12 protein-coding genes and 1 pseudogene are annotated in these 15370 nt (G+C 38.7%); 11 read left to right on the top strand and 2 right to left on the bottom strand.

Annotated features, from left to right (window positions below; all coding sequences use genetic code 11):
* Window positions 1–19 precede the first annotated feature (19 nt).
* Both DW005_RS04935 and DW005_RS04930 read right to left on the bottom strand, forming a co-directional pair.
* Window positions 20–1600, bottom strand: a complete 1581-nt coding sequence (locus tag DW005_RS04935) for an aryl-sulfate sulfotransferase (protein WP_117478406.1) — start codon at window positions 1598–1600, stop codon at window positions 20–22.
* Window positions 1597–3258: an aryl-sulfate sulfotransferase gene (locus DW005_RS04930; RefSeq protein WP_117478405.1), complete on the bottom strand. Its 1662-nt coding sequence runs from the start codon at window positions 3256–3258 to the stop codon at window positions 1597–1599. The genes DW005_RS04935 and DW005_RS04930 overlap by 4 nt, the downstream gene beginning before the upstream one ends.
* A gap of 412 nt (window positions 3259–3670) precedes the next feature.
* Here DW005_RS04930 and DW005_RS04925 point away from each other — a divergent pair, with 412 nt between their 5' ends.
* The 11 genes and pseudogenes from DW005_RS04925 (at window position 3671) to DW005_RS04880 (ending at window position 15355) form a co-directional block, all read left to right on the top strand.
* Entirely contained in the window at window positions 3671–5029 is a 1359-nt protein-coding gene (locus DW005_RS04925) for an MATE family efflux transporter (RefSeq protein ID WP_117478404.1), read from the top strand.
* Window positions 5030–5338: 309 nt separating this feature from the next.
* Window positions 5339–5641 (top strand): hypothetical protein, encoded by a 303-nt coding sequence (locus DW005_RS14160; protein ID WP_242989367.1) that lies wholly within the window; start codon window positions 5339–5341, stop codon window positions 5639–5641.
* Window position 5642: 1 nt separating this feature from the next.
* Window positions 5643–5942 carry a metallophosphoesterase gene (locus DW005_RS14155; RefSeq protein WP_207663913.1) on the top strand — a complete coding sequence of 100 codons (300 nt, stop codon included), beginning with the start codon at window positions 5643–5645 and terminating at the stop codon, window positions 5940–5942.
* A 16-nt stretch (window positions 5943–5958) separates the two neighbouring features.
* A pseudogene (locus DW005_RS14150) lies at window positions 5959–6269 on the top strand (hypothetical protein); the annotation flags it as partial.
* Between the two features lie 98 nt (window positions 6270–6367).
* Entirely contained in the window at window positions 6368–7015 is a 648-nt protein-coding gene (locus tag DW005_RS04910) for an Ig-like domain-containing protein (RefSeq protein WP_181974947.1), read from the top strand.
* A gap of 138 nt (window positions 7016–7153) precedes the next feature.
* Window positions 7154–8113: an Rpn family recombination-promoting nuclease/putative transposase gene (locus DW005_RS04905; protein WP_117478401.1), complete on the top strand. Its 960-nt coding sequence runs from the start codon at window positions 7154–7156 to the stop codon at window positions 8111–8113.
* Window positions 8114–8160: 47 nt separating this feature from the next.
* Entirely contained in the window at window positions 8161–8463 is a 303-nt protein-coding gene (locus tag DW005_RS04900; protein WP_117478400.1) for a Dabb family protein, read from the top strand.
* 124 nt (window positions 8464–8587) lie between these two features.
* Window positions 8588–9592, top strand: coding sequence for an aldo/keto reductase (locus DW005_RS04895; RefSeq protein WP_117478399.1), 1005 nt, complete (start codon window positions 8588–8590; stop codon window positions 9590–9592).
* Between the two features lie 16 nt (window positions 9593–9608).
* Window positions 9609–10229 carry a TetR family transcriptional regulator gene (locus DW005_RS04890; protein ID WP_117478398.1) on the top strand — a complete coding sequence of 207 codons (621 nt, stop codon included), beginning with the start codon at window positions 9609–9611 and terminating at the stop codon, window positions 10227–10229.
* Window positions 10230–10243: 14 nt separating this feature from the next.
* Window positions 10244–12004: a 1-deoxy-D-xylulose-5-phosphate synthase gene (locus tag DW005_RS04885; RefSeq protein WP_117478397.1), complete on the top strand. Its 1761-nt coding sequence runs from the start codon at window positions 10244–10246 to the stop codon at window positions 12002–12004.
* Window positions 12005–12112: 108 nt separating this feature from the next.
* Window positions 12113–15355 carry a glycoside hydrolase family 43 protein gene (locus DW005_RS04880; RefSeq protein WP_117478396.1) on the top strand — a complete coding sequence of 1081 codons (3243 nt, stop codon included), beginning with the start codon at window positions 12113–12115 and terminating at the stop codon, window positions 15353–15355.
* Window positions 15356–15370: the final 15 nt, after the last annotated feature.

Here is a 15370-nt window from a genome sequence, read left to right as displayed (position 1 = left end):
CGGCAGTTTTTTGAGGGTATTAGAAAATATCGTATTTATATTTCATCACGCGGTAGGCGTAACGTTTGGACTGGTAAGTGAAGGTACGAATCATTTTTCCGTTTTTGTCATACTCGCCGTAGGTGTGGTTCATGCCGCTGCTGAATGTGATGTTTTCATCAAAATGCTGGACACTGCTGACAACACTGGAATAAGGAACAGCAAATTTTTTTACAAGCCGGTAGGTCTTTTTCTTCTCATCCACCAGATATTTGTAGTAATAAGAAGCCTTTCCTTTTTTGTAGGAGCCGACGCCTTTATAACTTTTCCAACTGAATTTTGGAAGTGTTTTTGCACTGCCGAAATTGTTGTTGTACAGGTAGAGGTAATACTGCCCATTTGGGAGGGTATCATCTTTTTCTACAGTAATCGTATGCTGACCGGCATGTCCGACAAATTTGACACCGGTCCGCTTGAGAAGATACTTTGCAAGCGATGTCTTTTTGTAGAGGGAGCCGGAGTGGATGATGTACTTGATTTTCGGCTTTTTGTAAATATTGCTGACCTTTACCAAAGAACTTTCTTCCCGGCTGCTCACAATTAGTTCTCCATCATTAATTAAATCTAAGGAATTTAAATGGAGCCAGTCAAGTTCAGTTCCTCCGTAGGTGTTTTTACCACCCTTTCGCTGAACATGTTTTTTTCTGGAAGCCGACATAAGTTTTGCAAAATCAACTAATTTTTTTGTTTTTTTAGTTTTAATATCAACAGAAATAACAACGTCTTCAATTGTTTTTTTCTTCTTATCATTTACAAGACACAGTAATTTTTTATGAGCCGCATCATACATAAAATCGTGGTGGAGTTCGTAACCTTTGAGAGAGATTTGTCTCACGATATGCCCTAAGCGGTTCATGACGGCAAGTTTGTCAATATCATAAGAGAAAATCCAGTTGCCGTCTACGGTGAGAATTCGGTCGGTGCGGTAGCCATTCAGTGGTGTCAAGCCGCGGCTTGCACCGTTGTTATCGTAATAGTAAATGTTGGTGGCATCTGATTTATCGTGTCCAAACATGGCATAGAAGCCGAGCGAGACGGCAGTTTTGCTTTTTCCGTTTTTCACTTTTTTGATTTTCGGAATCGCTTTTTCCTTTTTTGGTGTCGTTGAAAAGCGAACAGTCTTTTTCCGCTCATTTGCTGCATTGTAGAAATTAATTTCTACTGTATTTTTTCTGCCGGCAGCGAGTCCCGGAATCAGATATTCGTGAGTTAGGCGCACATTTGCTTCCGATCCGCCTGCTAAAGTGCCAGAAACCGTTTCCGCACCTTTGGCTGTAATGGTGTACTTGGCGTAAAGTGGTTCTGTAGAAACCGCATAAAAGTAAATAGAGGTACTCAGTGTGCCATATGGATTTTTTACTAACAGAGGGGCATCCAAAGTTCTTTTCCCCTTTTTCCATTTGGTCAGATAAGAAGTTGCTTCTCTTTGGTATTTGGTTGTATAAACGTTTTTCGTACTGTGTTTGATAGTAAGTATTTTTGCCTGAGATTTTGTGGCACAAACGAGGGTGCCGCAAAACAGAAGGAAAAACATACTTACCAGTAGTTTCTTTTGTTTCATTGGATGGTCTCCTTTTCATAGTATACATCAGTAAAATCATATTTTATTACGCGGTAAGCGTATCGTTTTGCGGCATAAGTATATGTACAAATCATGTTTCCTTGTTTATCGTATTCGCCATAAGTGTGATCCATGCCGCTGCTGAATGTGATGTTATTTCCAATATAATTCACTCCGCTGACCACACTGGAATACGGAACAGAGAACTGCTGAACCAATTCGTATGTTTTTTGGTTTTCATCGACTAAATATTTGCAAAAATAGGAGGCAGTTCCTTTGCGGTAAGTGCCGACGCCCGGATAGAGGCTCCAGTCAAATTGAGGGAGTGTTTTGGCACTGCCAAAGTTATTATTGTACATAAACAAATAATATTGTCCGTTTGGCAGTGAAGCATCGTGTTCTACTGTAATCGTGTGCTGACCGGCATGTCCGACAAAGTTCCCTTTTTGTTTTAATAGCAGTTTTTCATATTTGGTTCCTTTATAAAGAGAGCCGCTGTGGATTAAGTAGTCAATGGAAGGATTCTCGTAAATATTATTGATTTTAATAATTACGCTTTCTTCCCGGCTGCTGAATACGGCATCTTTATCATTAATCATATCCAGAGAATTCAAATGAAGCCAGTCAAGCTCGGTTCCGCCATATGTATTTTTTCCGCCTTTGCGTTGTACGGAGCGCTTTCTCATGGACTTCATCATTTTCTCAAAATCGACCAGTTTTTTTATTTTTCCGGTTTCAATATTGACAGAAATCAAAACATCTTCAATTGTGTCTTTGTCGGTATCGTTGACAAGACATAAAAGCTCATTTCGTTTTTCATCGTACATAAAGTCATGATGAAGTTCGTATTTGCCAAGAGAAAGTGTCTTTTCGACTTTTCCCAGTCGGTTGACAAATGCAATGTCTGTGAGGCTGTAGGAGTAGACAAGTTTACCATCAATCGTTAAAATACGGTCGGTGCGGTAGTCATTCAATGGTGTTTTTCCCCGGCAGATACCGTTATTGTCATAATAATAAATATTTTTTGCCTTAGATTTATCATGTCCCAAAACGGCAAAAAGTCCATCGGTCAAAGAAGATTTGCTATTCCCCTTTTCCACTTTGGTAATGGCAGGAATCTGTTTATCCTTTTTGAGTGTGACAGTATATTGATAGGTATGAATCAAATTGTTTCCTGCGTCATAAAAAGCAAGGGAAAAATGATTTTCAAGTCCCGGTGCCAGTCCGGTAATTAAGTATTCATGTGTTTTTGTTACGCCAGAATCGGAATCATTTTTCAAGCGGTGTTTTATCACGCTGCCATTGTTACAGGTCACTTCACAGACGACATAACTATCCTGTTCCGATACGCCGTAATAATAAAAGGAACCGGTATTTGTCCCATATGGATTCCAGACAACAAGTGGATCTTCGATTGTGTAGGAATTATTGTTTCTCATATTTTGAAGCTGGTTGTCTGCTTCTGTCTGGTAAGCATCCTCATAAATATTTTTGCTTTGGTGTTTGATATCCTGAACCGGAAAATCTTCACTGACTAAACCGGTATGTTTTTTTTGCTCGATTTGTTTTTGTCTTATATAATGCCGATAGCAGAATAGGCAGACAAAACCGATTAAAAGAATACCAATGATGCTTATCCAAAGTGCTTTTCTTTTCATGCGTGTACTCCTTTTTATGTAATGATAAATTTAGTGTAAAAAATAATTATGTCAAAACAATTGCGTCATATTGTATAAAACAACGGAGAACAACATTAAGGAGTAAAAATTTTGTATTGAATGTTTACTGTTCTTTATTAGGATTCCAGAAATTTAAGTAGAAAAACTTTGTGACTCGCGGGTTTTGAGTACGTTGGTATGTGGCACTGGTAGTTTCAGTGTCCATACCGCTACGCACTCAACGAGCGGGAGCGCCTGCGAGACGCAAAGTTTTTCTACTTAAATTACGGAAACTAAAAATACCAGCAACCACTTGATACAAACTTTTTCATTAAATATCTTGCATGTCACCCATTTTTTGTCTACAATTAGTTCTATTACAAAAAAGATAGAAAGAAGGAAATATAACAATATGAAACAGGACAAAACTTTTCTTGGAACGGAGCCGGTGGGAAAACTGCTTTTTAAACTGGCAGTGCCAACGGTTATTGCACAGCTTGTGAATATGCTCTATAACATTGTTGACCGCATTTATATTGGACATATGCCGGGAGACGGAAGCCTTGCACTGACCGGGGTTGGTGTGTGCATGCCATTGATTATGATTGTGTCAGCGTTTGCAGCGTTAATCAGTTCCGGTGGTGCACCGCGTGCTTCGATTGCGATGGGAAAGGGAGAGCATGAGTCGGCAGAGAAGATTCTTGGCGGCTGCGTTACGGTGCAGGTAGTGATTTCTCTTATTTTGACGGTAGTTATTCTGGTTTGGAATAAAGATTTGCTTCTTGCTTTTGGAGCAAGTGAAAATACAATTTCGTATGCAAATTCATATATGAGTTTGTATGCATTTGGCACACTTTTTGTACAGCTGACCTTGGGAATGAATGCATTTATTACGGCACAGGGATTTGCAAAGACCGGTATGTTTACGGTAATGATAGGTGCAGTGGCTAATATTATATTGGATCCTGTTTTTATTTATGGGTTTCATATGGGAGTAAGAGGAGCTGCACTTGCTACTATTTTATCGCAGGGAATTTCCTGTGTGTGGGTAATTCATTTTCTATGTGGTGAGAAAACGATTCTCCGCCTCAAAAGAAAAAATCTTCGAGTGGATTTTGGTTTGGTGCTTCCGTGCCTGGCATTGGGACTTTCTGCGTTTATCATGCAGGCAAGTGAGAGTGTCATTTCGGTCTGTTTTAATTCGTCGTTACTTGCTTACGGAGGGGATTTGGCGGTCGGCGCGATGACAATTTTAACAAGTGTGATGCAGTTTGCGATGCTTCCGCTGCAAGGGCTTGGTCAAGGGGCGCAGCCGATTACCAGTTATAATTACGGAGCGAAAAATCGTGAGCGTGTGAAAAAAAGTTTTCGTTTGCTGCTAACAATTAGTTTGATATACTCTGTTGTTTTGTGGGCATTTATTTTAGTCATCCCGCGTCTTTTTGTGGGCATGTTTACAAGCGATGCCACCTTGCTTGATTTTACTTCCCAGGCATTACGTGTATACTGTGGGGCACTGTTTATTTTCGGTATCCAGATTGCCTGCCAGATGACATTTGTCTCAATTGGAAGTGCTGTTTGTTCAATTATTGTAGCGGTGTTGAGAAAATTTGTTTTGTTAATTCCACTCATTTATATTCTGCCGCAGTTACTTGTGGACCAGACCTTTGCGGTGTATCTGGCAGAACCGGTTGCGGACGTGTTTGCCGTTACTTTTACTGCTATTTTGTTTACGATTCAATTTAAGAAAATACTTGCAAAGCTAAATTAAAGGATTTTACAAAAGGAAAGCCTCGGATTGCCTTGAAAATGAATTTTTAGGCAGTTTAGGGGCTTTTTTTGATGTACTTTTTTGCGTTGGCAGCATTGATTCCGGTAAAATTGTATTGACACCGGGCGCAACTGAGAAAGATTTGAATTTTTGCTGGTATTCCAAAACAAAAGGATTAGCAAAAGTAAAATTAGGAAAGAAAGAAGATTTATCCGACGCCAAAGTATATGACGGCACAGTTACCGAATCAACCGTTCCAATAGTGTGGAGACTTACAAAGCTTCCAACAAAGTATCCATAAAAGGCGCATTGGAGAAAAACACTACTTATTACTACAGCTATTCCGATGACGGAACGACATGGAGTAAGGCAGAAAAGTATCAGACAAAAGATTTTTCTTCTTACAAAATCTGGCTGGTAGGTGACCAGATTGATTATGCTGCAGCGGATGAAGCAGATACAAAGAATGTAAGAGAGAGCGAGTATGCCGGTTTCTTATATCCGTCGGTACTTCGTAATCTGCCGCTTGCTTCTTCCATCGGAAACCATGAGAGCAAAGGAACGGATTACAAGTATCATTATAACAACCCAAATACAGAGGATAATTTGTAATTTGGGAGCAACGAACTCCGGAAGTGATTACTACTTCAGCTATGGCGATGTACTATACATTGTTTTGAATAGTAATAACCGTAATGCGGCAGAGCACAGCAAACTGATGGAAAAGGCAATTAAAAGCGCACCAAATGCGAAATGGAAAGTGGTAGCCTTCCACCATGATATTTATGGTTCCGGACAGCCACACTCCGATTTTGATGGAGCAAATTTGCGAACAATTTTTGCACCGCTTATGGATAAGTGTGATATTGATGTCTGCCTGACCGGTCATGACCATAGTTATGCAAGAACCTAAAGTAGACGCTGCTGCATTGCGAAAAAAAGTCGGTATGGTGTTCCAAAAAGCAAACCCGTTTCCAGCAAGCATTTATGATAATATTGCTTATGCGCCAAAATACCACGGAGTGCACGGACGCAGAAAACGGAAGAACTTATGGTAGAACTGAAAAAGAATTATACGGTAATTATTGTGACACATAATATGCAGCAGGCTGCGCGTGTGGCAGATAAAACAGCATTCTTTTTCATGGGTGATTTGATTGAATATGGACAGACGGAGCAGATTTTTAATAATCTGCAGAGGGAGAAAACAAAAGCATATGTCAGCGGACAGTTTGGTTGACATCAAAAAAATACCTGTGTAAAAAAATGAAATATTTGTTGCTATAATAGGGGAAATATGGTAATATTATGTTATTAAATTTTATGGGAGGTAAAATTATGATGAAGATGAAAAAAAGGGTAGCTATTGTTTTATTATTTGCGTTATGTCTGGCGCAGATTCCTGTTGCTCCGAAAGCAAAAACGAAAAAAGTTAAGTTAAATCTAACAAAGGTTTCTCTTTTGCAGGGGGCAACTGTACAACTTAAACTGTTAAACAAAAAGGCAGGGGCTGTAAAGTGGTATTCAAAAAATAAGAAAAAAGCAACGGTTAACAAAAAGGGAAAAGTGACCGCAAAGAAAACAGGCAGTGTAGTTGTTTATGCAAAATATAAGAAAAAACAATACAAATGCAAGGTGACAGTGAAAGCACCGGTAAAGGTTGCAAACATGAAAGAAAATAACGCAATATTTACGAGGAATGTATATCAAAAGATAAGCAAAATTCAGAGACTTGTGGTGAAGCAGGAGGTCATCTCGCCAAAGGGAATTTATGAGATTTATCAGTTGCTGGCAGCGATGGATGTTCAGGAAATAACGGATGGAAGCCAGCCATTTGTGGGAGGAATTACTCTTAAACTATTATTTAATGATGGAACGAATATGGAATTTACGATTGGAAAGAATCTTGTGATTGATGGAAAACAATATAAGATTTCATCGGATATTTCAGAAAAGCTGGGACAGTTATTAAAACAGTATCAATGATAAGGAGTTGTGATACGCTTAAAAAAGTTGGAAAACGCCCGACATTTGCAAGAAAATATATTGACATTTGAAAGACGGTGTGCTAGTCTTTGGTAAAAGAATCGATTCTTTCCTATACAGAAAAAGGGAGAGGATACTATGGGAAAAGCAGATTTGACAGAAAAGAATCTTTTGCGTTATAAGGATGTTTTTTCGGATGTTGCAAATGTTAATTTGTTTCATGGTGAGAAGGTACTTGCAGAAGAAGATATTGTGGAAGAACAGACTGAACTTATTTTTAAATCACCGGTAGATGGAAATTTAGGACAGTTGTTCCTTGATGTACCAATGAAATGTAAAAAAGCAGGTACGGATTTTGTATTTATATGTATGGAAAACCAAAGTGATATATGTAATATTATGCCGGTTAGAGACATGGGGTATCAGTATGTGAAATATACGGATCAGATAAAGTTGTGGCAGAAGAAAAATAAAAAGAACAATAATTATCCAAGTCCTATTACAAAAGTAATTCACGATAATCAGAAGCTAAAGCCAGTAATTACACTTGTTTTAAACTATGGAAATGAATCATGGAGTAATCCGATATGCTTATATGACTTATTGGATATTCCAAATGAATATAAAAAATATTTAGAACCGTGGATAACAAATCATCAAATTAATGTTATTAATTTGGCTGAACAGGGAGAAGAAGAATGTAAACAATATTGTTCTGATTTTCGGTATATTGTGAAATATTTGGCATGTAAAGGTGACAAGGTTAAATTAGACCGTTTTTTTCATGAAACAGAGTTCAAGTTAAATCATCCTAATGCTTTTTTAGATTGGATGTCAGTCATGACGCATGATACTGGTTATAAAATGGCAAAAAAACTGATAAAATGGGATGAAGAAGATGAAGGAGGTACGATTTCTATGTGTGTATTATTGGATATGTATGAAGAACGAGGTATGGAAAAGGGAATGGAACATGGACTGGACGTAGCATTCAATATTCTAAAATTATCCAGAATAGGGATGACAGAAAATGAAATCGCAGAAGAACTATGTGTTTCTGAAGAGGTTGTACACAAGTTTTCACATATTTATTCTTAATTAAAGAAATGAGGCTAAAGATTTTGAAAGAAAAGGAGGAATATGTTATGGTGAAGCATATTATTTTATGGACACTTAAAGATGAATTCTCAGATGAGGAGAAGAACACAATCAAACAGGGAATTAAGGAAGGACTAGAGAGCCTTTCCGGACAAATACCGGGGCTTATGGAAATTTCAGTCCGCACGGATTGCTTGGCAAGCTCAACGGTAGATGTTATGCTGGATTCAACTTTTGAAAGTGTTGAGGCACTGAAAAATTATAGTACACATCCGAAACATGTGGCGGTAGCGGATGGCAAAGTGAGACCTTATACAGCGACAAGGGCATGTATGGATTTCGAAGTGTAACAAGGTAATGCAAAATGGATGGAAGAGGGATTGACACCGTGTCAGTTTTGATTTATAGTAATCATTGTGACACGGTGTCAGTTTATATATTTGATTGGCTGAAAATCCAGGAGGTGATCTTACGATGGAGTATGTAAAGGTAGGGGATACCGATATTCGGGTATCAAAACTTTGTGTAGGGTGTATGAGTTTTGGCAAGGCAGGTACGATGCATGATTGGACTTTAGATGAGAAGCAGAGTGAGAAGCTGGTGAATAAAGCATTAGAGCTTGGTATCAACTTTTTTGATACAGCGAACTGCTATTCTTTGGGAACTAGTGAAGAGTATCTTGGACGTGCGATTCGAAAGTACGCAAAAAGAGAGGAAGTTGTACTTGCATCGAAGGTTTATTTTAATGAAGGAAGATTGTCGAAGCAGGCAATCCGGCGTGAAATTGATGGAACATTAAAGCGACTGGGAACAGATTATTTGGATTTATATATTATTCATCGGTTTGACTATGAGACTCCTGTGGAAGAAACGATGGAAGCTTTGGATTCTTTGGTAAAAGACGGAAAGGTTCGAGCGCTTGGCGCTTCTGCTATGTATGGATATCAATTTTATAATATGCAAATGGCGGCAGAGAAAAATGGATTTACCAAGTTTTCGGCAATGGAAAATCATTATAATTTATTATACCGGGAAGATGAGCGTGAATTGATTCCGATTTGCAAGCAGATGAATGTTATGCTTATGCCATACAGTCCGCTTGCTGCCGGGCATTTGACACGGGCAACATGGCAGTCGGATTCTCTGCGTGGACGTACAGACTGCGTGGCAAAAGGAAAATACGATCGGATGGAAGAGACAGATATTAAAATTGTCAAGAAAGTGTCTGAACTAGCCGAAAGACATCATTGTAAAATGTCTCAGATAGCCATTGCATGGGAATGGGAAAAAGGCATTTCGTCACCAATCATTGGAGCGACAAAAGAGCAGTATTTAGAAGATGCGGCGGAGGCTTTATCTATTTCATTGTCGGCAGATGAGATGCAATATTTGGAAGAAGCATATATGCCACATCCGATTGTTGGTGCAATTGATAAAAATCCAGAGGCAGATGTTGTGCTGCTTGCTGAGAAAAAGTAAAGGAAGGACTTTGTTTATGCCGGCAGGATCGGAAAAAAGAACGAATGCTCGAAGAGAAGAAATCATAAACGCATGTGAAAAATTATACCAAACGATGAGTTTTAAAGAAATAACCATCAAGCAGATTGGAGAGGTTACCTCTTTTTCAAGGACATCAATTTATAATTATTTTGAGACAAAAGAAGAAATTTTTCTTGCTCTATTAACGAGAGAGTACAAAATGTGGGTAGAGCAATTAAAAGATGTGCTGGAGAAGTATGAAAAATTGACGGTGGAGGAACTTGCAGGGATTATTGCAGATTCACTTGAAAAAAGATGGCAGCTTTTAAAAATTTTATCTATGAATCATTACGATTTAGAAGAAAACAGCCGTACAGAGATGTTAGTTGAATTTAAGCTCATGTATGGGGAAGCGCTGAATGCGATGGAACAGTTATTAATTAAATTTCGCAAAGAATTTGATGAGAATAAAAGACAGGATTTTATCTACGCTTTTTTTCCGTTTATGTTTGGCATTTACCCATATTCTGTTGTTACGGATAAGCAAAAAAAAGCTATGGAAGAAGCAAAAGTGAATTGCATGCCACATACGGTCTATGAGCTGACTTTTGCAATGACGAAAAAATTGTTGGAGTAAAGGAGAAAAGTAATATGTATTTAGAGAAGATTAATGGACCAGAGGATGTAAAGAAATTATCAATGGAACAATTAAATGTGCTTGCAGGTGAGATGAGAGAAGCATTGTTTCATCGTTTGACGAAGACAGGTGGGCATTTTGGACCAAACTTCGGTGTGGTGGAAATGACAATTGCGATGCATTATGTATTTGATTCACCAAAAGATAAATTTGTTTTTGATGTGTCGCACCAGACCTATCCGCATAAGATGCTTACCGGCAGAGCATATGGTTATCTGGATGAAAATCGTTTTCACGAAATTTCCGGGTATTCGGAACCATCGGAGAGCGAACATGACATTTTTACTATTGGACACACTTCAACGTCTGTCAGCCTTGCGACCGGACTTGCGAAAGGAAGAGATGCCGTTGGTGGCAAAGAAAATATTATTGCTGTAATTGGTGATGGTTCTTTGAGTGGCGGAGAGGCTTTGGAAGGATTGGATTTTGCCGGTGAAATGACCTCGAATTTGATTGTGGTTGTCAACGATAACGAGCAGTCGATTGCAGAAATTCACGGCGGTCTTTATAAAAATCTTACGGAACTTAGAGAGTCAAACGGCGAGGCTCCAAATAATTTGTTCCGTGCAATGGGACTTGACTATATTTTCGAAGAAGAGGGAAATAATATCGAGAAATTGATTGCGCTCTTTCAGAAAGTAAAAGACATTAACCATCCGATTGCTGTGCATATTCATACGCAGAAAGGAAAAGGGTATGAGCCGGCAGAGGAGAATAAAGAAGCTTGGCACTGGTGTATGCCGTTTGACCGCACGACCGGAAAGCCATTGCAGAATTTTGAAGGAGAAGATTACAGTGTGTTAACCGGTGAACTTCTTTTAAATAAAATGAAAAAAGATAAATCGGTTGTATTTGTGACTGCGGCAGTTCCAAGTAATGTTGGTTTTCCAAAAGAAAATCGTGAGAAAGCGGGAAACCAGTATATTGATGTAGGAATTGCGGAAGAGCAGGCGGTAGCAATGTGTTCCGGAATTGCAAAAAATGGCGGAAAACCAATCTTTGGTACCAACGCAACTTTTATCCAGAGAACGTATGACCAGTTTTCACAGGATGTATGTATCAATCAAAGTCCGGTTACTACAATTTTGAATTATTCGTCTGTACTTGGGCTGAATGATGTGACACATCTTGGATTTTACACGATATCTATGCTTAGTAATATTCCAAACCTTGTTTATCTTGCACCAACGTGTAAGGAGGAATATTTAGCAATGCTTGATTGGAGTGTGGAGCAGGATAAATATCCGGTTGTAATCAGCATGCCGGGAAATGGTGTTCATCCGGCTAAATATCCGGTGGCTTCATCCTATGATCCATTGAATGAGTATCAGGTATGTGAAAAAGGAGAAGAAGTTGCGGTTCTTGCTTTGGGCGATTTCTTCCAGCTGGGTGAAGAGGCTGCACGAAGTATTGAAAAAGAAACCGGCAAAAAAGTCACATTGATTAATCCACGTTTTGCATCTGGTCTGGATGAAAAACTGCTCTCGGATTTGAAAGAAAATCATCGTGTGGTTGTGACATTGGAAGATGGTATTTTGGAGGGCGGCTTTGGACATAAAGTTGCCGGTTATTATAGCACTTCCGATATGAAAGTATTGAATTTTGGCTTGAAAAAAGAGTTCTACGACCGTTACGATGCAGAACAGCTTTTGAAAGAAAATCATTTAACCAAAGAGCTGATTATGAAAGATGTTATGAAACTATTACATGCATAAAATGCTAGATATGTCAATTGTTTATCCGCATAATGCAGTGATTTTGATTATGCCTTGTTGTATAATACAGATATATTCAAAAATAATATAATTAGGAGGAAAACGACAATGACAAGGACTAAGAAAAAAACATTGGCCGTGTTGATGGCACTTTCCGTTGTAATTCCGGGAAGTATTGCACCTACGTCAGAAGCAGCGGCTAAAAAGGTCAAATTAAGCAAGACAAAAGTCAGCATACAAGTTGGCAAAACGAAAAAGATTACAATCAAAAACGCAAAAAAAGGTGCCAAAGTAACATGGAAGACATCAAATAAGAAAGTGGTTAAGATTGTAAAATCAAAGAAAAAGGGCAAAAAGGCGTATGCTGTAATTAAGGGTGCAAAAAAGGGTACCGCTACGTTGCGTGCCATTTATAAGGTTGGGAAGAAAAAGAAAACGATGAAGTGTAAAGTGAAAGTTACGAAAAATACGGCAAACAAAATTGCAACCAAGCAGCCGACTGCTCCAACTAAGAAACCGGTTTCTCCTTCCGGTCAGCCAACTGCAGTGCCGACGCAAAGTGTCGTAAGCGCAACACCTGCAGTAGAGAGTAAGAGCAACTACAGTTTCTTTGATGACTATACGTTAGGCTATGATAAAGATAATAAGAAGATTGTTGCTTATAAAGATGGTAAGCAGATGTCATTGGAAGAAGCAGGGGCCAAAGTGTATAACAATTATGGAGATAATATTTTTGCAAGCCAAATTGCAGATAATAAATGGAATGCAGATAATATTAAATTGACTGCACCTTTACAGTATACAACAGAAGACGGTAAGGTACATGATATTAACAGCATGCTTACCAATTATGATTTTATTGCTGATCCGACTGCATTAGATAATTCGGATAACGATGGAAAACTTTATGTATACGGAACAAATGAAGGATTTGATTATGCGGACGGTAAATTGGCTGCAAACTCTTATTCCAATAATTCACTCAGTATCCTTTCTACTTCTGATATGGTGAACTGGACCGATGAAGGGACGATGGATAATACGAATTTGAATAATTTGCCAAGTACAGCTTCTGCTAAGAAAAAGGAAAAGAATGGCTGGACAACAAAGGCATGGGCTCCATCAGCTCTCAAAATCGATGGCGATGGAGATGGTGAGGATGAATATTATATCTTTTATACCGATGGCGGAGGAATAGGATATGTTCGTGGTGATTCACCGGTTGGCCCATGGCATGATGATTTAGGACAGAAAATGTTTACCTCAAAGTCAAAAGGATGCGAGGGAGTAAAATGGTGTTTTGACCCGGCAGTTCTTGCAGATGACAAGGGGAATGCATATATTTATTTTGGTGGTGGAAATGACGAAGAAAAATATGTTCAGACCGGTCGTGTGTGCAAATTAAAATTTGAAAAAGGCACAGGAATTGTTTCTCCGGATGGTATACCAAAGACCTTGGATACATTCTGCTTCTTTGAAGATGGAGAAATTAACCAGATTGACGGTAAATACATTTATTCCTACTGTACGAACTGGGATGTAAAAGAAGATACGCCATATGTTGGAGCCGTTCAGATTGCGGCATACGTATCTTCAGACCCTATGAATATCTGCTTTTTCCCAGATAAAATTGGAAAAACCAAATTTACGGATGAAGAAAATGTAGAACATAATTATCTTGGTACTATTTTAGATAATCCAAGTAAATTGTATGGTGAGACTTATAACAATCATCATCATATGCAGAATTTCAAAGGACATAATTACATCTTTTATCATTCAACTGTACTTAGTAATACATTATATCGTGATAGCAAACAATATCGAAATTTACATGTAAATGAAATTGATATTGATACAAAGAATGATAAGATTACGATTGAGCCTTCCTATGAGGGGGCAAAACAGATTGAAAATGTGAATCCATATAAGAATGCGGATGGCACGGTTAAATATATTAATGCAACAACAAGTGCTAAGAGTGCAGGAGTGAAATCTTTGCGAGATGATCGTACTGTTGTAAAATCATATAATGGATCACCGATGGTACTAGATCAGATTGATACCGGTGACTGGACTAAGATTAGTGGCGTTGATTTTGGAACCAATGGATTGAAAACAATTAGCGCAGAAATTGCAGCAACATCAGGAGAAGGCCAGATTGAGGTATATTTGGATGCTCCTACAGCTGCAAAAAACAGAATTGCAACCATTACATTGGGAGATACCAAGGGCTTGTATGCATTCAGCACGGCAAATGTTGCTCGTGAAGTGAAAGGTGTTCATGATGTGTATTTTGTGTTCCGAGGAACAGGCTATAATGTGGCTTCCTGGGCATTTTCAGAAAAAACAAATCCAGAACTTCCGGACCTTTCTGCAAGACCAACGGTAGAACCAGTTCCAACAATGAATCCAAATGTAAAAGTAGGATGGAATGCGGATAAAACGGAATACGCTGTTCCGATTACAGAGGAAAATATTGTTGCAGAAGGCGGTGCAGTAGCAGAAGTAGACCAATATAATGGAACAGCTTCTCTGGTATATAATGGTCAGTATCCAGGTGTTTGGGTAAACTTGCCGGCAGAAATTACGGATAATCAATTCCAGACAGTAGAGATAACCTATGAGAATCAGGCCACAGATGCTGATTTTGGTGCAGCGATTCGATATGCAACATCGAAAGGTGATGAGGGAATCATATGGCCGGGTTCAAGTCCATTTGCATCAGGTGAGACAACAAAGACAATTGCATTAGATTTCACAAAGAAATTTGCGAAAATAAAGATTTTTGCAGCTGAGAATTTAAAAGATGCCAAATTAATTATTAAGGCGGTTGTGTTAAAACGCGAGGCAGGGGCAACTGCACCGACAGCGACACCAAAACCGACAGCACTTCCTACCACAGCACCAATTGATGTAACTTACGGATGGAATGCGGATGAAACAGAATATACGCTTCCATTAACGGAAGAAACGGTTGTAAAGGGAAATGGCACGGAGGTGTCTGTAGATACAAATGCTAAGACGGCTACCATAACATATGATGGTGCATATCCGGATGCATTCCTAAATATGCCAGGGGATTTGTCCGATACGAAGTTTTCATCAATCATTATTAAATACGATCGTCTGACCGAGCAGGACAGCTTTGGTTACGCGTCTCGTTACACAGATAACAAGTCAACGGATGTAAATATTAAATGGGCAACTGTGAGTGGCGCATTTGCACCGGATGCTCACGAGGTGGAGATACCGTTAGACAAGACAAAAGATTTATATCAATTTAAAATATTTGGAAATGCATGTGATAGTGCTGGATTTATCATTAAAGCAGTGATACTAAAAAAATAGCTTGATTTGATTCCA

Origin of the sequence: Clostridium sp. AF36-4 (assembly GCF_003435975.1) — a bacterium.
GTDB lineage: Bacteria > Bacillota > Clostridia > Lachnospirales > Lachnospiraceae > Eubacterium_F.
Note: the sequence above shows the minus strand (reverse complement) of the source record. Positions and strands in the feature narration are given on the sequence as shown.

What these genes read in the sequence shown, in the direction of transcription:
- DW005_RS04935 (WP_117478406.1), bottom strand. Translation starts at nt 1,600, where the DNA reads ATGAAACAAAAGAAACTACTGGTAAGTATGTTTTTCCTTCTGTTTTGC.
- DW005_RS04930 (WP_117478405.1), bottom strand. Translation starts at nt 3,258, where the DNA reads ATGAAAAGAAAAGCACTTTGGATAAGCATCATTGGTATTCTTTTAATC.
- DW005_RS04925 (WP_117478404.1), top strand. Translation starts at nt 3,671, where the DNA reads ATGAAACAGGACAAAACTTTTCTTGGAACGGAGCCGGTGGGAAAACTG.
- DW005_RS04910 (WP_181974947.1), top strand. Translation starts at nt 6,368, where the DNA reads ATGATGAAGATGAAAAAAAGGGTAGCTATTGTTTTATTATTTGCGTTA.
- DW005_RS04905 (WP_117478401.1), top strand. Translation starts at nt 7,154, where the DNA reads ATGGGAAAAGCAGATTTGACAGAAAAGAATCTTTTGCGTTATAAGGAT.
- DW005_RS04900 (WP_117478400.1), top strand. Translation starts at nt 8,161, where the DNA reads ATGGTGAAGCATATTATTTTATGGACACTTAAAGATGAATTCTCAGAT.
- DW005_RS04895 (WP_117478399.1), top strand. Translation starts at nt 8,588, where the DNA reads ATGGAGTATGTAAAGGTAGGGGATACCGATATTCGGGTATCAAAACTT.
- DW005_RS04890 (WP_117478398.1), top strand. Translation starts at nt 9,609, where the DNA reads ATGCCGGCAGGATCGGAAAAAAGAACGAATGCTCGAAGAGAAGAAATC.
- DW005_RS04885 (WP_117478397.1), top strand. Translation starts at nt 10,244, where the DNA reads ATGTATTTAGAGAAGATTAATGGACCAGAGGATGTAAAGAAATTATCA.
- DW005_RS04880 (WP_117478396.1), top strand. Translation starts at nt 12,113, where the DNA reads ATGACAAGGACTAAGAAAAAAACATTGGCCGTGTTGATGGCACTTTCC.